The sequence below is a fragment of the Mycoplasmopsis gallinacea genome, assembly GCF_012220205.1.
GTDB lineage: Bacteria > Bacillota_I > Bacilli_A > Mycoplasmatales > Metamycoplasmataceae > Mycoplasmopsis > Mycoplasmopsis gallinacea_A.
Genome location: NZ_CP047225.1, coordinates 568,665 through 594,710, shown reverse-complemented (window position 1 = coordinate 594,710; position 26,046 = coordinate 568,665). Strand labels below are relative to the sequence as shown.

The window sequence follows — 26,046 nt, the reverse complement described above, 5'->3', positions numbered from 1 at the left end:
TCTTTTTGTGCATCAATTTTTATGAAATTAACCTAAATTTAACTAATATTATGCGCAATAATTTAATGCAAAATTCCCTAAAATTACAGTTTATTTATTGTTGCAAGGAAATATAATATGATTATTTTACTAAATCTAGATTCGTCCAATCTGTTTGAGCTAAAAACAAAAATAAAAAAAGATATAGTGATACCTTTAGAAAACAATCTGTCTATTTTAGCCATGCAAAACAAACTTTAGACAAAATAAAAAGACAAAATCTTATTAATAAATTGGAGAAAAAGTCTATTAACGGTGAATTGCCATTAAGTGCTTTGGTTCCTGAATATAAAAAAAGTATATGGATGTAGAATGGTAAAAAAATCGGAAGATTAAATATCGAAAAATTAAAAAGTAACTAATGAAGATGGCTTTTATGTGATTGAAACCAACATAAGAAACATAGATTCAAAAGAAGGAAATGAAATATATAAGGGCAACAAAAAGTGGAAGAAGGTTTCATAACCTCAAAATCAGCAATCGAAGTTAGACCGATGTACGTTTATAAAGACGAGCATATTCAATCTCATGTATTTTTATACTTTTGCCTCTAATTGTTTCTAAATATTGCATTTATAAATTAAAGAAATTTTATAAAGATAATGGAGAGAGTCAAAAACTCACAATGAATATGTTTATAAATGCATGAAACTTATAACAATCACAACAAAGACTGTAAATTGTAAAGTTATAAGTAAAATCAAGAATAATTTAGACCCAGAACATAAAAAATTAAACAAAATATATAGTGATTTTCAATATGAAGTTGATGTTCTATCATTGTAATTTAAAAGCATAAAAAACGAATACACCTTATTTGTAGGTGTATTCGTTTTTTCTTCATTGCAACTTGGAAACTCAGGATAAATGCGCAAAAAACACTGCCTTTTAGCAGTGTTTTGATTATGATTTTGAATTATTTTTTGTGTTTTTCAAGATCTAATTTTAAGCTTGCACTACGTGCTGCTTCTCAAATAATTTCGTTGTATGTTGGGTGTGGGTGAATTGTGTGAGCAATTTCGTGTACAGTCACTTCTTGTTCCATAGCTAAAAGAACTTCTGTAATGTAATCTGTAGCATTTGCCCCAACAATTGTAGCACCTAAAATTTCACCAAATTCTTTATCAACGATTAATTTGATAAATCCTTCTGTATGTGAAGCTGCTATAGCTTTTCCTAAGTATTCAAATAAGTATTTTGAAGCAAATACATTTCTTCCTTGTTTTTTAGCTTCAGCTTCTGTAAGACCAACGAAAGCAATTTCTGGTGTTGTATAAATACATCCTGGAATTCCTTTTGGTTTGTATGTTCCTTTTTCTTCATCACCAAGAATGTGTGAAACAGCTACAAGAGCATGTGCATAAGCAACGTGAGCTAACATATTTTGTCCAGTTACGTCCCCAATTGCATATACGTTTCTAACATTTGTTCTTTGGTGTTTATCGACGATAACTTCGCCTCTTTGTCCAAGTTTTACACCAACTTCTGCAAGTCCTTTTGAATTTGCGCTTCTACCTGTTGCTGTAAGGATAATATCTTGTTCAAGAACTGTTTCTTTTCCGTCAACAAGAACATATAATTTTTTACCTTCGTATTTTTGGCTTTGAGCGTTGTAAAGAACTTTAACACCCATTTTATCAAGCATTTTAGCTGCTTCTTGAGCAACTTCAGGTTCGTTCATTGGTAAAAGTTTATCTGTATTTTGTAAGATTGTAACTTCAGCTCCTGCTGTTGCAAAAACAGTAGCAAATTCAAGCCCAATTACACCACCACCAATGATTGTAACTTTTTTAGGTAATGATTTATCTCAGTTAATTGCTTCTTCAGAAGTAATGATTTCTAAGTTGTCATATCCTTCTTTAAATCCTGGAAGCATTGCTAATTGGTTAGCTGTTGATCCTGTTGCTAAAATAATGTTTTTTGCACGGTAAACTTTTGAGTTAACTTCAATTTCTCTAGCACCAACAAATTTAGCTTCACCAAAAAGTGATTTAACTTTTGATGATTTCATTAACATTTCAACTGATTTAGAAATTTTTGAAACAACTCCAGCTTTACGTTCGTGCATTGATTTTCAAGTTGCTTCATTATCAATTGAGCTAATTGCAACTACACCATATTTTTCAGCGTGTTTAATATCTGAAATAATTTCTGTTGATTTAAGAAGTGATTTAGTTGGAATACATCCTGTGTTAAGACATACACCACCTCAGTATTTTTTCTCAACAATCATTGTTTTAAGACCTGATTTACCAGCTTCCTCAGCTGCTAAGTACCCACCAGGACCTGAACCTACAACAATAACATCAAATTCTTCTTCGATTGCTCCTGTGTAAGCTTTACCTTCGTCAAATGAAGAATCACTACTTGCTGACACAGCTTCTTGTTTTGGAGCGCTAACTTCTGCTTTAGCACTTGTAGATGAAGATGAAGCAGAAAGAGATGAAAAGTCTAAAAGATCATCATTAACTTCCATAACTCCAACAACGCTTGCTCCACCACCTGAAGTTTTAGCAGCTGGTACTGCAGCATTTGAGTGTTTTTTACCATCGTCAATTACATAAATTTCTTGACCTACGTGAATTGTATCACCTTGATTCATTAAAACTTTAACAATTTTTCCATCAACTGGAGAAGGAATATCTGAAGTAACTTTATCTGTTTCAACTGAGAAAAGAGAATCTCCTTCTTTAACTGTATCACCTTCTTTTTTGTAAATTTCAGCTACAACCCCTTCATGAAGTCCTTCACCAATATCAGCAAATTTAAATGAATAAAATTCGTGAGCTCCCTCGCTAGCTGGTGCACTTTGGGCTTGAGCTTCTTGCGCTGGTGCTGCAGCTTCAACATCATCACCGCTACCATCGTCAATTACGTAAATTTCTTGACCTACGTGAATTGTATCACCTTGGTTCATTAAAACTTTAACAATTTTTCCATCAACTGGAGAAGGAATATCTGAAGTAACTTTATCTGTTTCAACTGAAAAAAGAGAATCTCCTTCTTTAACTGTGTCACCTACTTTTTTGTAAATTTCAGCAACAACCCCTTCATGAAGTCCTTCACCAATATCTGCAAATTTAAATTTATACATTATCTAGTACACTCCTAAAACTTCTGGTTTTTCTAAAAGTTCTTTAACTCTAGATGCAAATCTTCCAATTTCTGCTCCATCGATTCAACGGTGGTCAGCAGCTACTGTAAGATACATAACTTTTCCTGGCACAATAGCACCATTTTTTACAACTGGTTTATCAACGATAGCACCAACTCCTGCAATAGCAACTTCAGGGTAGTTAATAACAGGCACTCCTCACAATGAACCAACTGATCCATAGTTTGTAATAGTGAATCCTGCACCTTTCATTTCGTTTGGTTTGATTGTTTTTTCTCTAGCGGCTTTGGCTAAACGTCCAACTTCTTTAGCTAATTCAAGAATGCTTAAATTTGAAGCATCATTAATAACTGGTACCATAAGTCCAGCTTCAGTATCAACTGCAAATCCTAAGTTAACAATTCCTGGGTAATCTAAAGTGCTCTTAGCTTCATTGTATTTAGCTGTAAATTTAGGAAATTCTTTTAAGGCAATTGAAATAGCTTTAAGAATATATGGAAGGAATGTTAATTTAACATTTTCACTTTTAAGAACTAAATCTTTAATTGAACTACGTAAGTCTCATAAAGCACTCATATCAATTTCATGAACTAAGTTTACATAAGCTACATTGTCTCATGAATTAGTCATAGCACGAGCAATTGCTTTTCTAATAGGTGTAACTGGTTCGCTATATGGAACTCCTGTTGCTACTGGTTTTGTTGGAGCAACTTGTGCTGGAGCTTCTTTGATTGCGCTTGAAGCACCAGCAGGTGTTGCTGCTTGATTTGCAAGGAAATCTTTTATATCTTGAAGCTTAATTCTTCCGCCCATTCCTGAACCTTTAACAAGTTCAAGATTAACGTTTTCTTTTTTTGCAAACGCTCTAACAAGTGGTGTTGATTTAATACTCATTATTTTCCTTTCTAAAATTCAAAGCTTACAACTTCTTTAATTTTTTCAATTACTTTATCATCTGTAATTGCGTGTAATCTTTCACCTTTTGCAAGTGGAACTGTAATGTCATACCCTGTAAGTCTTGTCATTGGGGCTTTAAGGTATTCAAAAGCTTTTTCATTAACTCTAGCCATAATTTCAGCACTAACTGAAAAGCTCTTAACAGCTTCATGAACCACAAGTAATCTTCCTGTCTTTTTGACAGATTCAATAATTGTGTCTGTATCCATTGGTTTAATTGTTCTTAAGTCAATTAAATCAAATGTTAAATTGCTTCCTGATGCTTTAAGTTTTTTAATTGCAGCAAGTACATCATGTACTTGAGCTCCATAAGTAACAATTGTAAGGTCATTTCCTTCAAGAATTTTGTTTGCTTTACCAATTTCAACTGTGTAATATCCAGCAGGAACTTCTTGTTTTCCGGCTCTATAAATTCTTTTTGGTTCTAAGAATACAACAGGATCTGGATCGTTAATTGCAGCAAGTAATAACCCTTTTGTATCATATGGGAAAGCAGGCATAACTACTTTAACCCCTGGCACATGTGAATAAATTGCTTCAAGTGCTTCTGAGTGGTGTTCTAAAGCTCTAATTCCTCCACCCATAGGCATTCTAAGCACCATAGGAACTGATAATTTACCTCTTGAACGGTTTCTTAAACGAGCACCTTGTGTGAAAAGTTGTTGCATAGCTGGGTATGAGAAACCTTGGAATTGAATTTCACCAATTGGTTTAAGACCAGCCATAGCAGCACCAATTGCTACCCCGGCAATACCAGCTTCAGCAATAGGTGTATCAAAAACTCTTTCTACTCCATATTTTGCTTGAAGTCCTTCAGTTGATCTGAAAACTCCACCTTCAAAACCAGCGTCTTGCCCAAATAACACAACATTTGGATCACGTTCCATAGCAATATCAATTGCATCTGTAACAGCACCGATATTATTTAATATTTTTTTATCTTCAGCCATTATTACTCCTTCTTATTTGTGGTCTTTTCAAAATTTAATTGCTTCTTCTTTTTGTTCTAGAAGTTCTTTTGGTAATTCTGCATATGTGTAGTCAAAAATATCTTCAATTTTTGTATCAATATCTTTTAAACTTTCAACAAAGGTTTCTTTTGCAACATTAAGTGAATCTTCTCAAATTTGGTTTTTAGATTCTTCAGTAAGAATTCCATTGTCCATTAAGTATTTTTCAAAACGGTGCATTGGTTCTCATTTTTCTTCTTCTTTTTCTTGTGCTTCTGTACGGTAAATTCTTGGGTTATCTGAAGTAGTATGAGGTCCTTGACGTCATGTTACAAACTCAACGATAATTGGTTTTGATTCATTTCTTGTGTATTCAATAGCATCTTTAATTACTTAATAACTTGCTAAAAAGTCGTTTCCATCTACACGAACTCCGGCACATCCATAAGCTTGTGCTTTTCCTGAAATTGTAGCAGCAATTGATTCAAAGTGGTTAGGTGTTGAAATTGCTCATTGGTTGTTATTTACACAGAAAACAGCAGGTCATTCTTGCACGGCAGCAAAGTTAATAGCTTCTGAAAATTCTCCTTCAGTTGTTCCACCATTACCGATAAATGTAACAGCAACTCCACCAGTTTTTCTATGTTTTAAAGCATAAGCAACTCCAGCTGTATTTGAAATTTGAGATGCGATAACGATATTAATTGGAACCACTTTTACACCATCAGGCATATGTGATCCTCATTCATTACCATTTCAGTATTTCATTTGGTTTACCATTGGAACACCTAAAGCAAGCATTGCAGCATTTGATCTAAAAGCAGGTAAGAATCAATCTTTTTCTTTGTTCATTGCAAATGCAGTAGCAACTTGAAGAGCTTCTTCTCCTAAGTTTGGAGCAAATGTAAGCATTCTTCCTTGTCTTTGTAATTGCAACATGTAAACATCTTGTTGTCTAGAAAGAACCATTCATTTGTATGCTTCAAGTAACTGTTCATTTGAAAGAGATGGTTTGTATCCTTTTTTTACTCATTTACCTTTAGTATCTAAATTTCCGTCAATGTCTAAGAATCTAACCATTTCATCTGGGTTATTCATAACATTAAGACTTCCATCTGAATTTAAGGCATATTTATATTTTTTTTGTGCTTCAGCCATATATTCCTTTCTGAATTAAATTTGTTGTTTTGTAAAAAATTTTATAAGAAATATGATTTCTTCAAAAATACATATAAATTTATATTTATAATTTTACTCTTTTTGGTATTTAAAGTGTTATATTTTTTAGTTTTTTAATACTTTTTTCATATTTTTAAAGTTATTTATATATTGTAAAATTTTTTACAACTTGTAATTTTCTTTAATTATTTTAGCAATTTTTTTATTTGTTACCTTTTCAATTTCTTCAAAACTTGCGTTAGCAATATTAGAATAATTTTGGAAAGTTTTTAAAAGAATTTGTTCAGTTTTTTTACCAATTCCTTTAATTTGAGTTAGCTTAGATTCAAAGGTGCTATTGATATGTTTTTTTCTAAGGTATGTTTTTGCAAATCGGTCAACTTCAACTTGCATTCTTGCTAAAAAGTTAAAAATGTTTCTATTTTTGATTGCAATTTCATCACCACTTGAATCAAGCAATTTGCTTGTTTTATGGTAATCATTTTTTACAAGTGAATAAAGTTTAATTTTTCGATTAATCCCTAAATTTTTGATAGCTCTTAAAGCTTCATTAATTTGCATAATTGCACCATCAACAATAAAAATATCATCATCTTTAAGGAATTTTCAATTTGATTCAAAATATTTATAAATTGTTTGATACATATACTCTACATCACTTTTTCTTGAATCTTTAGTCACTGTTTTTTCATGGTTAAATTTACGATAAAGCATTTTATTTGGCTCTCCATTTTGGAAAGCAACAGTTACTCCAACTGGGAAATTATTATTTAAATTGGAGTTATCAAAAAGATAAATAGTAGGGTTGCTTTCAACTTTTGAGCCTAAAAATTCGATAACTTCGCTTCATAATAAATCTTTTTGCTCTTTTTTACTCTTAAGATTTTCTAAATGAACATTAGCCATTTCTTTATTGTTAATTAAGGCTCGTTCAAGTAGTTTATGCAAGATTCCAATTTTAGGAAAGACTACTTTAGAAGTGAGATTTTCATCAAGGAAAATGTCCTTATATTTTTCATCTAACACCAATTTATCCGGGATTTCATTTTTAGAATGATATAGTGAAAAAATAAAATTTTCAATAATTTGTTCTTTGACCCCAATTGCTTCTGATACGTGGAAAAAGTGATTTATTTGAACTCCATAACGGTACATAATTACATAAAAAAGTAAATAATCATCTTGCTCAATAATTGAAATCACATCAATATTTTTAAACACAGAAATTTCTGAAATTTGAATATCTTTCATATTTTTAAGCACTAAATAAGCTTTTTTATATTCAAGGGCTAATTCAAAATTCATACTATCAGAAGCTTTTTGCATTTTTGAATAAAGATGATCTAAAAATGAATTATCCTTAAGTTTTAAAAGTAAAATTAGCTCATGAAATTTTTCTTCTCAGTATGATCTGCTTTTATTAATAATAGGAAGTCCATTTTCATATAAAAAAATTCTTTGAAGCACTTTAATTAAGCCGCGAATATTTTCACCAGGTGGAAATGGACCATAATAATAATTGTTTTTATCAGCTTGTCCGATTCTAAAAGTTGATGAAATTTCTAATTTATCTGTGAGCTTAATTTTAAGATATGGATATCTTTTATCATCAAGAAGTTGCACATTATATTTAGGTTTATACTGCTCAATGTAATTTTTTTCAAGCACAAAAGCTGATTTATTATTTTCGGTAACAATAAAATCAAAACTTGCAATATTACTTACCATTGCATGGGTTTTATAAGAGTTAATAGCTCCTTTAAAATACTGATGCATACGGTTATATAAATTAACTGCTTTACCAATGTAAATTACTTCTCCTTGAGCATTTTTCCAAAGATAAACTCCTGGTTTTCTAGGAACTTTAGTAAGGAGATTAAGAATTTGTTCATTTGAATTCATAGTTCTTATTTTATCAAATATGCCAAATTAATAGCTTGATTGGAATTGAAAAAACATAAGCAAATTGCCTATGTTTTTAGCTCATTTCTATTTATCTTTACTAATAATTACAACTGGCTTAATTAAACCTTCGGGTTTATTTTTCATAAGCTCTAAAGCAGTTTCAATTGCTTCAAAACCTTCAAGGCGGTGAGTAATCATTTTTGATGGATCAATTTTGCCATAAGTAATTAATCTAGCTAGTTTTTCTAATCTTAAACGACCACCAGGCATAAGTCCACCTAAAATTTGTTTATGACTCATCCCTACACCTCATTCTGCTCTAGGGATTTGAAGATATTCACCTTCACCAAAGTAATTTACATTACCAATTTTACCACCAGGCTTTAAGATGGTAATAGCTGTTTTAAGCACACTTTGATTTCCACCAGCAATAACTACTTTATCAACTCCTTCACCATTTGTAAGCTCCATAATTTTTGCAACAACATCTTCTTTTTTAAAATCTACAAAATCAGTAGCTCCATATTCTTTAGCCACTTTAAAAGCTAATTCTTTTGTATCTACTACAATAATTCTTCCAGCACCTTTTAAATTTACAGCTGCTGTTGCCATAAGCCCAACAGGACCAAGCCCAAATACAGCAACTACATCACCAAATTGAATATCTGCAAGTTCAGCAGCATGAAATCCAGTTGGAAGCATATCACTAAGCATACAAGCTACACCATAATCCATACCCTCAGGCATATGTGCTAAGTTTGCATCTGCATCATTAACATGAACATATTCAGCAAAAACTCCATCTTTAACATTAGAGAATTTTCATCCAGCAAGCATTCCACCTGAATGCATTGGATAACCTGATTGAGCTTCTTTGCTATTTCAATTAGGTGTAATAGCAGCTACAAGAACTTTATCTCCTACTTTAAAATCTTTAACTTCACTACCTACTTCAGCTACTTCACCACAAAATTCATGACCTAAAATCATATCGGTTCTTTCACCAATGCCCCCTTCATACACAGTGTGAATATCTGAAGTACAAGGAGCAACAGCTAATGGTTTAATTAATGCATCGTTTGGACCACATTTAGGTTTATCTTTTTCGATTCAACCTACTTGTCCAATTTTTTTCATTGCAAAACCTTTCATAAGACCTCCAAAGTTTTAAAATACAGGAAATATAGCAATAAAAAATCTATATCCTTATTTTATTATACCTTTTTGCATCTTTTACTCTAGTTTTTATAACCATTTGTAATAAATTTGCTACAAAAGTGCCCTAAAATATGCAATTTTTATAAAAAAAATAGCATAAAAATCTAGTTATCCTCATAAAAACTGGACTTATCACACTTTATCAAGGTCAAAACCACTCAATTTACTACTAATTTACTACTTATGAATGAGCTTTGATACGACGATTTATCCTTGAAAAGTGAAGATATAAAGATACTTCCAATAAAATTTGAATATTTAATAGGTAGACACTTCAAAAAATGAGGTGTCTATTTTTTTACCCGATTTTGAAAGGAAGTGAACTTATGAAAACAAAAAATCAAGAATCAAAAGGTCGTTCCCCACTCTTTAAGACCATCAAACATTCATTCAGCCAATAAAAAAAGAAAGGATAGGTAAAAATATGGAACTTAAATTTGTGATTCCCAACATGGAAAAAACATTCGGCAATTTAGAATTTGCTGGCGAGGATAAAGTCGTTCAGCGAAGAATCAATGGACGGCTAACTGTCTTATCAAGAAGCTATAATCTCTATTCTGATGTTCAAAGAGCAGATGATATTGTGGTGGTGCTTCCTGCTGAAGCTGGCGAAAAACATTTCGGCTTTGAGGAACGTGTGAAGTTAGTCAATCCACGTATTACCGCAGAGGGCTACAAAATCGGCACTCGTGGTTTTACAAATTACCTTTTACATGCTGACGACATGATAAAAGAATAAAGAAAGAGAGGAAAAATGATGAGATTAGCAAATGGCATTGTATTAGATAAAGACACGACTTTTGGAGAATTGAAATTCTCTGCTCTACGTCGTGAAGTGAGAATCCAAAATGAAGACGGGTCGGTTTCAGATGAAATCAAGGAACGTACCTATGACTTAAAATCCAAAGGACAAGGACGCATGATTCAAGTAAGTATTCCTGCCAGCGTGCCTTTGAAAGAGTTTGATTATAACGCACGGGTGGAACTTATCAATCCCATTGCGGACACCGTTGCTACTGCCACCTATCAAGGAGCAGATGTTGACTGGTATATCAAGGCAGACGATATTGTGCTGACAAAGGATTCTAGTTCATTCAAAGCTCAACCACAAGCAAAGAAAGAACCGACACAAGACAAATAGTCGCTAGGTAGAAAGGAGACTTTTTCGCATGAAACAGCGTGGTAAAAGGATTCGCCCATCTGTTAAAGATTTAGTCTTTCATTTTACGATAGCGTCACTCCTGCCTGTTTTCCTGCTGGTTGTCGGACTGTTTCATGTGAAGACAATCCAGCAGATCAACTGGCAGGATTTTAACCTATCACAAGCAGATAAGATTGACATTCCCTATTTAATTATCAGTTTCAGTGTCGCAATTCTTATCTGCTTGCTGGTAGCGTTTGTATTCAAACGGGTTCGCTATGATACGGTTAAACAACTTTAACACCATCAAAAACTGGCAAAGATGATACTTGAAAACAAGTGGTATGAATCTGAACAGGTCAAAACAGAGGGTTTCTTTAAAGATAGTGCTGGTCGTACAAAGGAAAAGATAACCTACTTCCCTAAAATGTATTATCGACTTAAAAATGGCTTGATACAGATACGGGTGGAAATCACGCTGGGAAAATATCAAGACCAACTCTTACACTTGGAAAAGAAATTGAGAGTGGCTTGTACTGTGAGCTGACGGATAAAGAGTTAAAGGATTCCTGTGTGGAATATACTTTGCTCTATGACACCATAGCCAGTCGTATTTCTATTGATGAAGTAGAAGCTAAAGATGGTAAACTTCGCTTAATGAAAAACGTATGGTGGGAATATGATAAGCTCCCTCATATGTTGATTGCTGGTGGTACAGGTGGCGGTAAAACTTACTTTATGCTGACACTGATTGAAGCCTTGCTTCATACAGATTCAAAACTGTATATTCTTGACCCGAAAAATGCTGACCTTGCGGACTTAGGTTCTGTGATGGCAAATGTCTACTATAGAAAAGAAGACTTGCTTTCTTGCATTGAAACATTCTATGAAGAAATGATGAAACGTAGTGAGGAAATGAAGCAGATGAAGAACTATAAGACTGGCAAAAATTATGCTTACTTAGGTCTTCCGGCACACTTCTTAATCTTTGATGAATACGTCGCTTTCATGGAAATGCTGGGAACAAAAGAAAACACCGCAGTTATGAATAAGCTGAAACAGATTGTCATGTTAGGTCGTCAAGCTGGCTTCTTTCTAATACTGGCTTGTCAACGTCCAGACGCAAAATATTTAGGCGACGGAATCCGTGATCAGTTTAATTTCAGAGTGGCTTTAGGTCGTATGTCTGAAATGGGCTATGGCATGATGTTTGGCAGTGACGTACAAAAGGATTTCTTCTTAAAGCGAATCAAAGGTCGTGGCTATGTTGATGTAGGAACAAGTGTCATATCAGAGTTTTATACTCCCCTTGTACCAAAAGGATATGATTTCTTGGAGGAAATTAAAAAGTTATCCAACAGCAGACAGTCCACGCAGGCGACGTGCGAAGCGGAAGTCGCAGGTGTGGACTGATCTTGCTGACTGGTGTGGCAATAGCCACGCCAGCACTTAACCCCCCCGTATCTAACAGGGGGGGTACAAATCGACAGGAAACAGTCAAAAAAACATTAGAAAATCCTTTGGTTACAAGGGATTTACAAAATTTCAGCGTATGTCAAATGGGCTTTAAAAGTTGACATACGCCTTTTTGATTGGAGGGATTTTTACTGAATGAACAAACTTGGTTACAGCATTTAAAAGAAAAACGCTTGGCTTATGGACTATCTCAAAACCGTTTAGCTGTTGCGACTGGTATTACAAGGCAGTATCTAAGCGATATTGAAACAGGAAAAGTCAAGCCATCAGAGGATTTACAGCAGTCCCTTTGGGAAGCTCTGGAACGCTTCAATCCCGACGCTCCCCTTGAAATGCTGTTTGATTATGTAAGGATTCGCTTTCCGACAACAGACGTACAGCAGGTGGTCGAAAACATCTTACAACTGAAACTGTCCTATTTTCTTCATGAGGACTATGGTTTCTATTCTTATTCAGAGCATTATGCTTTAGGCGACATATTCGTCCTTTGCTCCCATGAACTGGACAAAGGAGTTCTGGTGGAATTGAAAGGTCGTGGGTGCAGACAATTTGAAAGCTATCTTCTGGCACAACAAAGAAGCTGGTATGAGTTCTTTATGGACGTTTTGGTCGCTGGCGGTGTCATGAAACGCCTTGACCTTGCCATTAACGATAAGACAGGGATTTTGAATATCCCTGTACTCACTGAAAAGTGCCAACAGGAAGAATGTATCTCCGTCTTCCGCAGTTTTAAAAGCTATCGCAGTGGCGAACTGGTACGCAAAGAGGAAAAGGAATGTATGGGAAACACCCTCTATATCGGTTCATTACAAAGTGAAGTTTATTTCTGTATCTATGAAAAGGACTACGAGCAGTACAAGAAAAATGATATTCCCATTGAAGACGCAGAAGTAAAAAACCGTTTTGAGATTCGATTGAAAAATGAGCGTGCCTATTATGCAGTCCGTGATTTACTCGTCTATGACAATCCAGAGCATACCGCCTTTAAAATTATCAATGGGTATATCCGTTTTGTAGATAAAGACGATTCCAAACCTCGTTCTGATTGGAAACTGAATGAAGAATGGGCTTGGTTTATTGGGAACAATCGTGAACGATTAAAACTAACCACAAAACCAGAGCCTTACTCCTTCCAAAGAACGCTGAACTGGCTATCTCATCAAGTTGCCCCGACCTTAAAGGTTGCGATTAAACTTGATGAAATCAACCAGACGCAGGTTGTAAAAGACATTCTCGACCATGCGAAACTGACAGACCGACACAAGCAGATTTTGAAGCAACAGTCAGTAAAAGAACAGGACGTGATAACAACAAAAAAATAACTCAAATACAAATTCATTGAATATAGAGAGGAGAACATTTTTATTAATTTTGGACAAAACCTTTATAACTGGTTTCTATCAAACGCTCAATCACTGGTGCTTTTAGCAATCGTTGTGATTGGCTTGTATCTTGGCTTCAAGCGTGAGTTTAGCAAACTGATTGGCTTTTTAATTATTGCGATTATTGCGGTTGGCTTAGTCTTCAACGCTGCTGGAGTAAAAGACATTTTACTAGAGCTATTCAATCGCATTATTGGTGCTTAAATAAAACCGTTCTTTTGTGGAATATAAGTGGTTTTCTTATGTTCCGCAAAGGAATGGTACACCAAACGAAGTGCGGTAGGGATTTTTGAATCTCTACAAAGAAAGGACGTGAATATATGGACGATATGCAAGTCTATATTGCGAATTTAGGCAAATACAATGAGGGCGAATTGGTCGGTGCGTGGTTTACCTTTCCCATTGACTTTGAGGAAGTCAAAGAGAAAATCGGTTTGAATGATGAATATGAGGAATACGCCATTCATGACTACGAGTTACCCTTTACGGTTGACGAATACACTTCCATTGGCGAACTCAATCGACTATGGGAAATGGTATCGGAATTACCCGAAGAATTACAATCGGAGCTATCTGCTCTGCTCACTCATTTTTCAAGCATTGAAGAACTAAGCGAACATCAAGAGGATATTATCATTCATTCCGATTGTGATGATATGTATGACGTGGCACGCTACTACATTGAAGAAACGGGTGCTTTAGGCGAAGTACCAGCTAGTCTTCAAAACTATATTGATTATCAAGCCTATGGTCGGGATTTAGACCTTTCAGGAACGTTTATCTCAACCAATCATGGGATTTTTGAAATCGTCTATTAAATCTGTCGGTACATTACTACTGGCAGATTTTCTATTTTACGGGGTGGCTCAATCAGCTACCCCTATTTTTTATGAAAGGATTGATTACATGAAGAAAATACGAAGCTATACCAGTATCTGGTCTGTGGAAAAGGTACTGTATTCTATCAATGATTTTAGACTTCCGTTTCCCATAACCTTTACGCAAATGACATGGTTTGTCGTGTCACTCTTTGCAGTGATGATACTTGGCAACTTGCCCCCTCTTTCCATGATAGAGGGAGCATTTCTCAAATACTTTGGGATTCCTGTGGCTTTCACATGGTTTATGTCTACAAAAACTTTTGATGGTAAAAAGCCTTATGGATTTTTGAAGTCTGTCATTGCTTATGCACTGCGACCAAAGCTGACCTATGCAGGAAAAAAAGTAACGCTTGGCAGAAACCAGCCACAAGAAGCCATTACAGCAGTTAGGAGTGAATTTTATGGCATATCCAATTAAATACATTGAAAACAATCTCGTCTGGAATAAAGACGGGGAATGTTATGCTTACTATGAGCTTGTTCCTTACAATTACTCATTTCTAAGTCCAGAACAGAAAATACAAGTGCATGATTCTTTCAGACAGCTTATCGTACAAAATCGTGATGGCAAAATTCATGCTTTACAAATCAGTACAGAATCCAGCATACGTTCTGCACAAGAGCGTTCCAAAAATGAAGTCACTGGCAAGCTCAAAGCGGTTGCCTATGACAAAATCGACCAACAGACAGACGCTTTAATATCCATGATTGGCGAAAATCAAGTGAACTACCGTTTCTTTATCGGCTTTAAGTTGCTTCTCAACGATCAGGAGTTTTCTATGAAAAGTCTTACCGTTGAAGCAAAAAATGCTTTGTCTGATTTTGTCTATGATGTGAACCATAAGCTGATGGGCGATTTTGTTAGTATGAGTAATGATGAAATCCTGCGTTTTCAGAAGATGGAAAAGCTCTTAGAAAATAAAATCTCTCGTCGTTTCAAAATCCGCAGGTTAGATAAGGACGACTTCGGCTATCTGATTGAACACCTTTACGGACAGACAGGCACTGCCTATGAAGAGTATGAGTACCATCTATCAAAGAAAAAGCTGGATAATGAAACGCTGATTAAATACTATGACTTGATTAAGCCTACTCGCTGTTTGGTGGAAGAAAAACAGCGATATTTGAAAATCCAGCAGGAAGATGAAACCGTCTATGTAGCTTACTTTACCATTAACAGCATTGTCGGAGAACTGGACTTCCCGTCCTCTGAAATCTTCTACTACCAGCAACAGCAATTTACATTCCCGATTGATACGTCAATGAATGTGGAAATTGTAGCGAATCGTAAAGCCCTATCTACTGTCCGCAATAAAAAGAAAGAACTGAAAGACTTGGATAACCACGCTTGGCAAAGTGATAATGAAACCAGCTCCAATGTGGCGGAAGCTCTGGAAAGTGTGAATGAGCTGGAAACCAATTTAGACCAAAGCAAGGAATCTATGTACAAGCTGTCTTATGTGGTAAGGGTATCAGCAAATGATCTTGACGAACTCAAACGTCGTTGTAATGAAGTGAAAGATTTTTATGACGATTTAAGCGTAAAACTGGTACGACCATTTAGGGATATGCTCGGCTTACATGAAGAATTTTTACCTGCCAGCAAGCGTTATATGAATGATTATATTCAATACGTGACCTCTGATTTCCTCGCTGGTTTAGGTTTTGGTGCTACTCAAATGCTGGGGGAAAATGAGGGGATTTATGTTGGCTACAGCTTAGATACTGGACGCAATGTCTATCTGAAACCTGCTCTTGCCAGTCAAGGGGTTAAGGGTTCAGTAACCAATGCGTTAGCGTCGGCTTTTGTTGGTTCGCTGGGTGGTGGTAAATCCTTTGCGAATAACCTTATCGTCTATTATGCGGTGCTTTATGGGGCACAAGCAGTGATTGTAGACCCAAAAGCAGAACGTGGCAGATGGAAAGAAACCTTGCCAGAGATTTCCTATGAAATCAATATCGTCACTCTGACTTCTGATGAGAAAAACAAAGGCTTACTTGACCCTTATGTGATTATGAAAAATCCCAAAGATTCTGAATCACTGGCTATTGATATTCTGACATTCCTTACGGGGATTTCCTCTCGTGATGGGGAACGCTTCCCAATCCTTAGAAAAGCCATTCGTGCAGTAACCAATAGTGAAGTACGAGGGTTGATGAAAGTGATTGAGGAATTACGGGTTGAGAATACGCCACTAAGTACCAGTATAGCCGACCATATCGAAAGTTTTACAGACTATGACTTTGCACATTTATTATTCAGTAATGGTTATGTGGAGCAGTCTATCAGCTTAGAAAAACAACTGAACATTATACAGGTTGCGGACTTGGTACTTCCCGACAAGGAAACTTCCTTTGAGGAATATACCACTATGGAGCTTTTATCCGTTGCTATGCTGATTGTCATTAGTACCTTTGCTTTAGACTTTATCCATACAGACCGAAGCATTTTCAAGATTGTAGATTTAGACGAAGCATGGAGCTTTTTACAGGTAGCACAAGGAAAAACACTATCTATGAAGCTGGTTCGGGCTGGTCGTGCTATGAACGCTGGGGTATATTTCGTGACCCAAAATACAGACGACCTCTTAGATGAAAAACTGAAAAATAACCTCGGCTTAAAATTTGCATTTCGTTCCACTGACCTTAACGAAATTAAAAAGACCTTAGCTTTTTGGTGTAGACCCAGAGGACGAAAACAATCAGAAGCGATTGCGTGATTTGGAAAACGGGCAATGCCTTATCAGTGATTTATATGGTCGTGTCGGTGTGATACAGTTCCACCCTGTATTTGAAGAACTGCTCCATGCCTTTGATACCAGACCACCTGTGCGAAAAGAGGTGTAAATGTGAAACCATCAATAGTAAACAGAATAAAATCAAACTGGACGCTGAAACGTCTAGGTAAAGTGGCAATGACAGTGGCTTTCACACTTGTGATTGCCATTTTTCTTTTAGCCATGCTGGGAACGGTGGTTCAAGCTGCGGGCTTGGTAGATGATACGGTCAATGTGGCAAATGAATACAGCCGATACCCACTTGAAAACTATCAACTGGATTTTTATGTGGATAATAGCTGGGGCTGGCTTCCGTGGAACTGGTCGGACGGGATTGGAAAACAGGTCATGTATGGACTATATGCCATTACCAATTTTATTTGGACAATCAGTTTGTATGTTTCCAATGCGACAGGTTACTTAGTACAGGAAGCCTATTCCTTAGACTTCATTTCCGCTACAGCAGATTCCATTGGTAAGAATATGCAGACCTTAGCTGGTGTGAGTGCAAACGGATTTTCAACAGAGGGTTTCTATGTTGGATTCCTCTTACTCTTGATTTTGGTTCTTGGGGTTTATGTTGCCTATACGGGACTGATAAAGAGAGAAACCACAAAGGCAATTCATGCCATTATGAATTTTGTGCTGGTGTTTATCCTATCGGCTTCCTTTATTGCCTACGCTCCCGACTACATTAAAAAAATCAATGACTTTTCATCAGACATCAGTAATGCCAGTTTATCACTTGGCACGAAGATTGTCATGCCCCATTCCGATAGTCAAGGCAAGGACAGCGTGGACTTAATCAGAGATAGCCTGTTTTCCATACAGGTTCAGCAACCGTGGCTACTGCTTCAATACAACAGTTCAGACATTGAAAGTATCGGTATTGACCGTGTGGAAAGCCTGCTCTCCACCAGCCCAGATTCCAACAATGGCGAAGACAGAGAAAAAATTGTTGCGGAAGAAATTGAAGACAGAAGCAATACCAATCTAACCATTACAAAGACCATTAACCGTTTAGGTACAGTCTTCTTCCTATTTGTCTTCAATATTGGGATTTCCATATTTGTATTCCTATTAACAGGAATCATGATTTTCTCGCAGGTACTTTTTATCATCTATGCTATGTTTCTGCCTGTGAGCTTTATTTTAAGCATGATTCCATCATTTGATGGTATGTCAAAACGAGCCATAACAAAGCTCTTTAATACCATTTTGACACGAGCTGGAATCACATTGATTATTACGACAGCATTTAGTATTTCAACCATGCTCTATACCTTATCGGCTGGTTATCCGTTCTTTTTGATTGCTTTTCTACAGATTGTGACCTTTGCAGGAATCTACTTCAAGCTGGGCGATTTAATGAGTATGTTTTCTCTACAGAGTAACGATTCTCAAAGTGTGGGAAGTCGTGTGATGAGAAAACCTCGTATGCTTATGCACGCTCACATGCACCGTCTACAGCGGAAACTTGGACGTTCCATGACTACTCTAGGGGCTGGGTCTGCCATTGTTACAGGTAAAAAAGGACAGTCGGGTTCGGGGAGTTCTGCAAGGACACAAGCAGATCACTCCCGACCAGACGGAAAGGAAAAATCAACACTCGGAAAACGTATCGGTCAAACCATCGGTACAGTAGCTGATACCAAAGACAGAATGGTAGACACTGCTAGTGGTTTGAAAGAACAGGTTAAAGATTTGCCGACCAATGCAAGATATGCAGTATATCAAGGAAAATCCAAAGTAAAAGAGAATGTCCGTGATTTAACCAGTAGTATTTCTCAAACCAAAGCGGACAGAGCCAGTGGACGCAAGGAACAGCAGGAACAAAGGCGAAAAACCATTGCGAAGCGTCGCTCTGAAATGGAACAGGTCAAACAGAAAAAACAGCCTGCTTCTTCTGTTCATGAAAGACCGACTACAAGACAAGAACAATATCATGATGAACAGACCTCAAAACAGTCTAATATTCAGACTTCATATAAGGAATCTCAACAAGCCAAACAAGAGCGTCCAGCAGTTAAGTCCGATTTTTCAAGTCCAAAAGTGGAACGCCAAGGCAATACCGTTCAAGAAAAAACCGTTCAAAAGCCAGCAACTTCAACCACTACAGCAGATAGAACTTCACAACGTCCAATCACAAAAGAACGTCCGTCTACTGTTCAAAGAGTACCACTACAAAATACAAGAAGTAGACCACCAATCAAAACCGCCACCATTAAGAAAGTCGGTAAGAAACCATGAAGTTGAAAACTTTAGTGATTGGTGGTTCTGGATTATTCTTGATGGTCTTCTCACTGCTTCTGTTTGTTGCCATTTTATTTTCAGATGAACAGGACAGCGGAATTTCCAATATTCATTATGGAGGTGTGAATGTTTCCGCAGAAGTGCTGGCTCATAAGCCTATGGTAGAAAAATATGCCAAAGAATATGGCGTTGAAGAATATGTCAACATACTTCTTGCGATTATACAGGTGGAATCGGGCGGTACTGCGGAAGATGTTATGCAGTCCTCGGAATCCCTCGGTCTTCCACCTAATTCATTGAGTACAGAAGAATCCATTAAGCAAGGTGTGAAGTATTTCAGTGAATTATTAGCCAGTAGCGAAAGGCTCAGTGTAGATTTAGAATCGGTTATCCAGTCCTACAATTATGGTGGTGGTTTCTTAGGGTATGTGGCTAATCGTGGAAATAAATATACCTTTGAACTGGCTCAAAGTTTCTCAAAAGAGTATTCAGGTGGCGAAAAAGTGTCTTACCCCAATCCCATAGCCATACCTATCAATGGGGGCTGGCGATACAACTATGGCAATATGTTTTATGTGCAACTGGTAACGCAGTATCTTGTCACAACAGAGTTTGATGATGATACGGTACAAGCCATCATGGACGAAGCACTGAAATATGAGGGCTGGCGATACGTTTACGGTGGAGCTTCCCCGACTACTTCTTTTGATTGTAGCGGACTGACACAATGGACGTATGGAAAAGCTGGAATTAACTTACCACGAACCGCACAACAGCAATATGATGTGACCCAGCATATCCCACTATCGGAAGCACAAGCTGGCGATTTGGTTTTCTTTCATTCTACCTATAACGCTGGCTCTTATATTACTCATGTTGGGATATACCTTGGCAATAACCGTATGTTTCATGCAGGCGACCCAATCGGTTATGCCGACTTAACAAGCCCCTACTGGCAACAGCATTTAGTGGGAGCAGGACGAATCAAACAATGAGAAAGGAAGATTTAATGATGAAATTTAGAAAAAATCAGAATAAAGAAAAACAGATACCAAAGGAAAAGAAACCTCGTGTCTACTATAAGGTCAATCCTCATAAAAAGGTTGTGATTGCCTTGTGGGTACTTTTAGGGCTTAGTTTCAGCTTTGCGATATTCAAGCACTTTACAGCTATAGATACTCATACTATTCACGAAACAACTATCATAGAAAAGGAATACGTTGATACTCATCATGTAGAAAATTTTGTAGAGAACTTTGCGAAAGTCTACTATTCATGGGAGCAATCCGATAAGTCCATTGATAATCGAATGGAAAGTCTAAAAGGCTATCTGACAGATGAACTTCAAGCTCTCAATGTTGATACAGTACGCAAAGATATTCCTGTATCGTCTTCTGTAAGAGGATTTCAGATATGGACGGTAGAGCCAACTGGCGACAATGAGTTTAATGTAACCTACAGTGTAGACCAGCTCATTACAGAGGGAGAAAATACAAAGACCGTCCACTCTGCTTATATAGTGAGTGTCTATGTAGATGGTTCTGGAAATATGGTACTGGTTAAGAATCCGACCATTACCAACATACCTAAGAAATCAAGTTATAAACCAAAAGCCATTGAAAGTGAGGGGACGGTTGATTCCATTACAACCAATGAAATCAATGAGTTTTTAACGACGTTCTTCAAGCTCTATCCTACAGCGACAGCCAGTGAACTTTCCTACTATGTGAATGACGGGATATTAAAACCAATCGGAAAAGAGTACATCTTTCAAGAACTGGTAAATCCTATTCACAATCGTAAGGATAATCAAGTCACGGTATCGCTGACAGTGGAGTATATCGACCAGCAGACCAAAGCAACGCAGGTATCTCAATTTGATTTGGTACTTGAAAAGAACGGGAGTAATTGGAAGATTATAGAATAACAAATATTGGTACATTATTACAGCTATTTTGTAATCACGTACTCTCTTTGAAAAAAATTGGAGATTCCTTTACAAATATGCTCTTATGTGCTATTATTTAAGTATCTATTTAAAAGGAGTTAATAAATATGCGGCAAGGTATTCTTAAATAAACTGTCAATTTGATAGTGTGAACAAATAATTGGATGTCCTTTTTTAGGAGGGCTTAGTTTTTTGTACCCAGTTTAAGAATACCTTTATCATGTGATTCTAAAGTATCCGGAGAATATCTGTATGCTTTGTATGCCTATGGTTATGTATAAAAATCCCAGTGATAAGAGTATTTATCACTGGGATTTTTATGCCCTTTTGGGTTTTTGAATGGAGGAAAATCACATGAAAATTATTAATATTGGAATTTTAGCTCATGTTGATGCAGGAAAAACTACCTTAACAGAAAGCTTATTATATAACAGTGGAGCGATTACAGAATTAGGAAGCGTGGACAAAGGTACAACGAGGACGGATAATACGCTTTTAGAACGTCAGAGAGGAATTACAATTCAGACAGGAATAACCTCTTTTCAGTGGGAAAATATGAAGGTGAACATCATAGACACGCCAGGACATATGGATTTCTTAGCAGAAGTATATCGTTCATTATCAGTTTTAGATGGGGCAATTCTACTGATTTCTGCAAAAGATGGCGTACAAGCACAAACTCGTATATTATTTCATGCACTTAGGAAAATGGGGATTCCCACAATCTTTTTTATCAATAAGATTGACCAAAATGGAATTGATTTATCAACGGTTTATCAGGATATTAAAGAGAAACTTTCTGCCGAAATTGTAATCAAACAGAAGGTAGAACTGTATCCTAATATGTGTGTGACGAACTTTACCGAATCTGAACAATGGGATACGGTAATAGAGGGAAACGATGACCTTTTAGAGAAATATATGTCCGGTAAATCATTAGAAGCATTGGAACTCGAACAAGAGGAAAGCATAAGATTTCAGAATTGTTCTCTGTTCCCTGTTTATCACGGAAGTGCAAAAAACAATATAGGGATTGATAACCTTATAGAAGTGATTACGAATAAATTTTATTCATCAACACATCGAGGTCAGTCTGAACTTTGCGGAAAAGTTTTCAAAATTGAGTATTCGGAAAAAAGACAGCGTCTTGCATATATACGTCTTTATAGTGGCGTACTGCATTTGCGAGATTCGGTTAGAATATCGGAAAAGGAAAAAATAAAAATTACAGAAATGTATACTTCAATAAATGGTGAATTATGTAAGATTGATAGAGCTTATTCTGGAGAAATTGTTATTTTGCAAAATGAGTTTTTGAAGTTAAATAGTGTTCTTGGAGATACAAAACTATTGCCACAGAGAAAAAAGATTGAAAATCCGCACCCTCTACTACAAACAACTGTTGAACCGAGTAAACCTGAACAGAGAGAAATGTTGCTTGATGCCCTTTTGGAAATCTCAGATAGTGATCCGCTTCTACGATATTACGTGGATTCTACGACACATGAAATTATACTTTCTTTCTTAGGGAAAGTACAAATGGAAGTGATTAGTGCACTGTTGCAAGAAAAGTATCATGTGGAGATAGAACTAAAAGAGCCTACAGTCATTTATATGGAGAGACCGTTAAAAAATGCAGAATATACCATTCACATCGAAGTGCCGCCAAATCCTTTCTGGGCTTCCATTGGTTTATCTGTATCACCGCTTCCGTTGGGAAGTGGAATGCAGTATGAGAGCTCGGTTTCTCTTGGATACTTAAATCAATCATTTCAAAATGCAGTTATGGAAGGGATACGCTATGGCTGTGAACAAGGATTGTATGGTTGGAATGTGACGGACTGTAAAATCTGTTTTAAGTATGGCTTATACTATAGCCCTGTTAGTACCCCAGCAGATTTTCGGATGCTTGCTCCTATTGTATTGGAACAAGTCTTAAAAAAAGCTGGAACAGAATTGTTAGAGCCATATCTTAGTTTTAAAATTTATGCGCCACAGGAATATCTTTCACGAGCATACAACGATGCTCCTAAATATTGTGCGAACATCGTAGACACTCAATTGAAAAATAATGAGGTCATTCTTAGTGGAGAAATCCCTGCTCGGTGTATTCAAGAATATCGTAGTGATTTAGCTTTCTTTACAAATGGACGTAGTGTTTGTTTAACAGAGTTAAAAGGGTACCATGTTACTACCGGTGAACCTGTTTGCCAGCCCCGTCGTCCAAATAGTCGGATAGATAAAGTACGATATATGTTCAATAAAATAACTTAGTGTATTTTATGTTGTTATATAAATATGGTTTCTTGTTAAATAAGATGAAATATTTTTTAATAAAGATTTGAATTAAAGTGTAAAGGAGGAGATAGTTATTATAAACTACAAGTGGATATTGTGTCCTGTATGTGGAAATAAAACACGATTAAAGATAAGGGAAGATACTGAATTAAAAAAATTCCCCCTCTATTGTCCGAAATGCAGACAAGAAAATTTAATTGAAATAAAGCAGTTCAAAGTAACTGTGATTACAGAGCCAGACGCAAAGACGCAGAGCCGATAAAATGAGATTAATACAATCTCATTTTATCGGCTCTTTCCGTTATGTATGGATTCTTTTAATTAGTCTTCGATGTTTCTTGCTTCGTTGATACCGCTGGCTAAAGATTCCATTAAGGATAGTTCTTTGTCTGTAAAGCTATCCATGTATTTCTCTATCTGTAATCGTCGGGTGCTTTTTACCAAGTTATTAGCAGGTAAGAAAAATTCATCAACGGAAACATGAAGTAACGATACAAGGTCATAAAGAACTTGTATGCTGGGGTGTTGCCCTTTATTTTCAATATTAGTTAAGTACCGTGGGTCAATTTCAATCAATGCTCCCACTTGTTCACGAGTTAAACCTCGTTTCAATCGAGCTTCTTTAATGGCTAAACCAAAGGCTCTAAAATCATATTTATCTTCTTTTTTACGCATAGTAGACCACCTCTATACATTTTATTGTTCCTACTGAATTAAAAACAGGTATAGAAAAACGTGTTATATGGTTTATAGGTTTATATTTAATAAAAAGCACTACTAAACGCCAATAAAAAAACCGTTATATGGTAGTGCTATTTACGCTGTTAAAATATTGTATATTACTTCCAAATGGCGGTTTGTTGGAGGTCAACGTCGCCATGAAGTACATCATATACAATAAATTTCCTTACATTGGGTTCTTGTCAAAAAAAGTCGTCTATCTGCAATAGATAAGTACGTCCACCAATGTGGTTTTATAAATCATATAGATAGAATAACAGAAGCATGTAAACAGAGAAATAAATCTGTTTATATGCTTTTTTGGCTATTCAGAACTTTTTTACAAAGTTTATTTATCAGTAATGCAACAAATCCCCCTTTCACATTGGGACTAAGAGTGAAAGGAGATAAACGAGCAAGGCTCACTTCCTTTCCTAGACAGAAAGGGGGTGAGAAACATGAAACCATCTTCTTTTCAGACCACAATAGAAAATCAGTTTGACTATATCTGTAAACGTGCTATGGAAGACGAGCGAAAGAATTATATGCTTTATCTTTCAAGGATTGCAAAGCGTGAGGTGTCCTTTTCGGATGTTGGCGATTATCTTGTTAGCCAGTTTGCGACAACAGATAACTATTCAACTGACTTTCAGATTTTTACACTCAATGGGTTATCAATAGGCGTTGAAAATGATTTGTTGAGTGAAGCATTACGTGAGTTGCCAGACAAGAAACGTGAAATTCTACTGCTGTTTTACTTTATGGACATGAGCGATTCAGAAATTGCAGACCTGTTGAAATTGAACCGTTCTACTGTCTATCGGCATAGAACCAGTGGACTAGCCTTAATTAAAAAGTTTATGGAGGAATTTGAAGAATGAAAACACAATATCCTATGATTCCCTTTCCTCTCATTGTAAAGGCAACAGATGGCGATACCGAAGCGATTAACCAGATTCTACATCATTACAGAGGGTACATAACGAAGCGTTCCCTACGACTTATGAAAGATGAATATGGCAATCAAAGTATGGTCGTTGATGAAGTCTTACGTGGAAGAATGGAAACCAGACTGATTACAAAGATTTTGTCATTTGAAATTAAGTAATATCCTCTCTCCTTTCGTGGAAGCGTGCTAAACCATTCCACGCTTCCCGAACAGGGAGGTTTGTTATTCCACCAAAGCATATTGAGCTTTCAATGTGTTTTGATAGGCTAACGAGCCATTGTTCTTTGAAAACTGAATAAAAGTAATCGAATACGTTTCGATAAGAAAAGAGCCAACGGAACTAACCGCCATGACCTATCTTATAAAGATAGCGAGCGATTCATGTTAGTGATCCGAGAAGCAATCTTTAGCAGGATTGCCTGCAACGACATTCTTATCGTGATAATGATACTCCCATACAGTCAATAGTCCGAGCGTGATAAAACCGTCGCAGGCAATGAGTATGGCTACATGAGAACCATGCAGGGGTGGAACTCCCGTGAGCTTTGCTAAAGCTGTTCGATTGCTGGTAAAACAACTTTTATGAAATCCAAATAAGTGATTTGGAAAGGAGGATTTTATGAAGCAGACTGACATTCCTATTTGGGAACGTTATACCCTAACCATTGAAGAAGCGTCAAAATATTTTCGTATTGGCGAAAACAAGCTACGACGCTTGGCAGAGGAAAATAAAAATGCAAATTGGCTGATTATGAATGGCGATCGTATTCAGATTAAACGAAAACAATTTGAAAAAATTATAGATACATTGGACGCAATCTAGCGTCGCCAAAGGGTCTTGTATATGATAAAATAGTA

At 36.3% G+C, this 26,046-nt stretch carries 22 protein-coding genes and 3 pseudogenes; 18 read left to right on the top strand and 7 right to left on the bottom strand.

Translation table 4 applies throughout. The features are described from left to right. Window positions 1-119: 119 nt before the first annotated feature. Window positions 120-825 (top strand): annotated as a pseudogene (locus GOQ20_RS02450) (IS1634-like element ISMsy1 family transposase); the annotation flags it as partial. Window positions 826-955: 130 nt separating this feature from the next. Here GOQ20_RS02450 and lpdA read toward each other — a convergent pair. The 6 genes and pseudogenes from lpdA to GOQ20_RS02420 form a co-directional block, all read right to left on the bottom strand. Beyond that, complete coding sequence (lpdA, locus tag GOQ20_RS02445) at window positions 956-3,133, bottom strand: dihydrolipoyl dehydrogenase (RefSeq protein WP_167845255.1); 2,178 nt, start codon at window positions 3,131-3,133, stop codon at window positions 956-958. Between the two features lie 3 nt (window positions 3,134-3,136). After that, a complete protein-coding gene (locus GOQ20_RS02440) occupies window positions 3,137-4,048 on the bottom strand; it encodes a 2-oxo acid dehydrogenase subunit E2 (RefSeq protein ID WP_167845254.1) in 912 nt (303 codons plus the stop codon). Window positions 4,049-4,059: 11 nt separating this feature from the next. After that, window positions 4,060-5,061: an alpha-ketoacid dehydrogenase subunit beta gene (locus tag GOQ20_RS02435; protein WP_167845253.1), complete on the bottom strand. Its 1,002-nt coding sequence runs from the start codon at window positions 5,059-5,061 to the stop codon at window positions 4,060-4,062. A gap of 12 nt (window positions 5,062-5,073) precedes the next feature. Beyond that, window positions 5,074-6,219: pseudogene (gene pdhA / locus GOQ20_RS02430) on the bottom strand (pyruvate dehydrogenase (acetyl-transferring) E1 component subunit alpha). Window positions 6,220-6,402: 183 nt separating this feature from the next. Next, entirely contained in the window at window positions 6,403-8,142 is a 1,740-nt protein-coding gene (gene uvrC, locus GOQ20_RS02425; protein WP_167845252.1) for an excinuclease ABC subunit UvrC, read from the bottom strand. Window positions 8,143-8,229: 87 nt separating this feature from the next. Then, window positions 8,230-9,297 (bottom strand): NAD(P)-dependent alcohol dehydrogenase, encoded by a 1,068-nt coding sequence (locus GOQ20_RS02420; RefSeq protein ID WP_167845251.1) that lies wholly within the window; start codon window positions 9,295-9,297, stop codon window positions 8,230-8,232. Between the two features lie 490 nt (window positions 9,298-9,787). Between GOQ20_RS02420 and GOQ20_RS02415 the strand changes: the two genes are divergently transcribed. The 14 genes and pseudogenes from GOQ20_RS02415 to GOQ20_RS02345 all read left to right on the top strand — a co-directional run bounded on the left by GOQ20_RS02415 (window position 9,788) and on the right by GOQ20_RS02345 (window position 23,781). Next, the gene (locus GOQ20_RS02415; RefSeq protein WP_000420682.1) at window positions 9,788-10,102 is read left to right on the top strand and encodes a YdcP family protein; all 315 of its coding nucleotides are present in this window, start codon (window positions 9,788-9,790) and stop codon (window positions 10,100-10,102) included. Between the two features lie 15 nt (window positions 10,103-10,117). Beyond that, window positions 10,118-10,504 carry a YdcP family protein gene (locus GOQ20_RS02410; RefSeq protein WP_000985015.1) on the top strand — a complete coding sequence of 129 codons (387 nt, stop codon included), beginning with the start codon at window positions 10,118-10,120 and terminating at the stop codon, window positions 10,502-10,504. Between the two features lie 28 nt (window positions 10,505-10,532). After that, window positions 10,533-10,805 (top strand): hypothetical protein, encoded by a 273-nt coding sequence (locus tag GOQ20_RS04920; protein ID WP_443093818.1) that lies wholly within the window; start codon window positions 10,533-10,535, stop codon window positions 10,803-10,805. A 272-nt stretch (window positions 10,806-11,077) separates the two neighbouring features. Next, the gene (locus GOQ20_RS04915; protein WP_443093817.1) at window positions 11,078-11,941 is read left to right on the top strand and encodes an FtsK/SpoIIIE domain-containing protein; all 864 of its coding nucleotides are present in this window, start codon (window positions 11,078-11,080) and stop codon (window positions 11,939-11,941) included. A 122-nt stretch (window positions 11,942-12,063) separates the two neighbouring features. Continuing rightward, entirely contained in the window at window positions 12,064-13,302 is a 1,239-nt protein-coding gene (mobT, locus tag GOQ20_RS02395; RefSeq protein ID WP_443093816.1) for a MobT family relaxase, read from the top strand. A 42-nt stretch (window positions 13,303-13,344) separates the two neighbouring features. Continuing rightward, window positions 13,345-13,566 carry a hypothetical protein gene (locus GOQ20_RS02390; RefSeq protein WP_001009056.1) on the top strand — a complete coding sequence of 74 codons (222 nt, stop codon included), beginning with the start codon at window positions 13,345-13,347 and terminating at the stop codon, window positions 13,564-13,566. Window positions 13,567-13,682: 116 nt separating this feature from the next. Beyond that, entirely contained in the window at window positions 13,683-14,180 is a 498-nt protein-coding gene (locus tag GOQ20_RS02385) for an antirestriction protein ArdA (RefSeq protein WP_000342539.1), read from the top strand. 88 nt (window positions 14,181-14,268) lie between these two features. Then, window positions 14,269-14,661 carry a conjugal transfer protein gene (locus GOQ20_RS02380; RefSeq protein WP_000723888.1) on the top strand — a complete coding sequence of 131 codons (393 nt, stop codon included), beginning with the start codon at window positions 14,269-14,271 and terminating at the stop codon, window positions 14,659-14,661. Next, window positions 14,645-19,285 (top strand): CD3337/EF1877 family mobilome membrane protein, encoded by a 4,641-nt coding sequence (locus tag GOQ20_RS04910; protein ID WP_443093815.1) that lies wholly within the window; start codon window positions 14,645-14,647, stop codon window positions 19,283-19,285. The genes GOQ20_RS02380 and GOQ20_RS04910 overlap by 17 nt, the downstream gene beginning before the upstream one ends. Then, window positions 19,267-20,283: a bifunctional lytic transglycosylase/C40 family peptidase gene (locus tag GOQ20_RS02365; protein ID WP_004026779.1), complete on the top strand. Its 1,017-nt coding sequence runs from the start codon at window positions 19,267-19,269 to the stop codon at window positions 20,281-20,283. Before GOQ20_RS04910 ends, GOQ20_RS02365 begins: the two co-directional genes overlap by 19 nt. Continuing rightward, a complete protein-coding gene (locus GOQ20_RS02360) occupies window positions 20,283-21,200 on the top strand; it encodes a conjugal transfer protein (protein ID WP_000975335.1) in 918 nt (305 codons plus the stop codon). Before GOQ20_RS02365 ends, GOQ20_RS02360 begins: the two co-directional genes overlap by 1 nt. 273 nt (window positions 21,201-21,473) lie before the next feature. Further along, window positions 21,474-21,545, top strand: a pseudogene (locus tag GOQ20_RS04905) (hypothetical protein); the annotation flags it as partial. Between the two features lie 30 nt (window positions 21,546-21,575). Then, the gene (tet(M), locus tag GOQ20_RS02350; RefSeq protein WP_167845601.1) at window positions 21,576-23,495 is read left to right on the top strand and encodes a tetracycline resistance ribosomal protection protein Tet(M); all 1,920 of its coding nucleotides are present in this window, start codon (window positions 21,576-21,578) and stop codon (window positions 23,493-23,495) included. 118 nt (window positions 23,496-23,613) lie between these two features. Continuing rightward, complete coding sequence (locus tag GOQ20_RS02345; RefSeq protein ID WP_000336323.1) at window positions 23,614-23,781, top strand: cysteine-rich KTR domain-containing protein; 168 nt, start codon at window positions 23,614-23,616, stop codon at window positions 23,779-23,781. Window positions 23,782-23,840: 59 nt separating this feature from the next. Here GOQ20_RS02345 and GOQ20_RS02340 read toward each other — a convergent pair whose 3' ends face one another. Continuing rightward, window positions 23,841-24,194 carry a helix-turn-helix transcriptional regulator gene (locus tag GOQ20_RS02340; protein WP_001227347.1) on the bottom strand — a complete coding sequence of 118 codons (354 nt, stop codon included), beginning with the start codon at window positions 24,192-24,194 and terminating at the stop codon, window positions 23,841-23,843. Window positions 24,195-24,697: 503 nt separating this feature from the next. Here GOQ20_RS02340 and GOQ20_RS02335 point away from each other — a divergent pair. The 3 genes from GOQ20_RS02335 to GOQ20_RS02325 all read left to right on the top strand — a co-directional run bounded on the left by GOQ20_RS02335 (window position 24,698) and on the right by GOQ20_RS02325 (window position 26,011). After that, window positions 24,698-25,159 (top strand): sigma-70 family RNA polymerase sigma factor, encoded by a 462-nt coding sequence (locus GOQ20_RS02335; RefSeq protein WP_167845250.1) that lies wholly within the window; start codon window positions 24,698-24,700, stop codon window positions 25,157-25,159. Next, a complete protein-coding gene (locus GOQ20_RS02330) occupies window positions 25,117-25,347 on the top strand; it encodes a helix-turn-helix domain-containing protein (protein WP_000857133.1) in 231 nt (76 codons plus the stop codon). Before GOQ20_RS02335 ends, GOQ20_RS02330 begins: the two co-directional genes overlap by 43 nt. A 379-nt stretch (window positions 25,348-25,726) precedes the next feature. Then, window positions 25,727-26,011 (top strand): excisionase, encoded by a 285-nt coding sequence (locus GOQ20_RS02325; protein ID WP_443093814.1) that lies wholly within the window; start codon window positions 25,727-25,729, stop codon window positions 26,009-26,011. The last annotated feature ends 35 nt before the right edge of the window (window positions 26,012-26,046 follow it).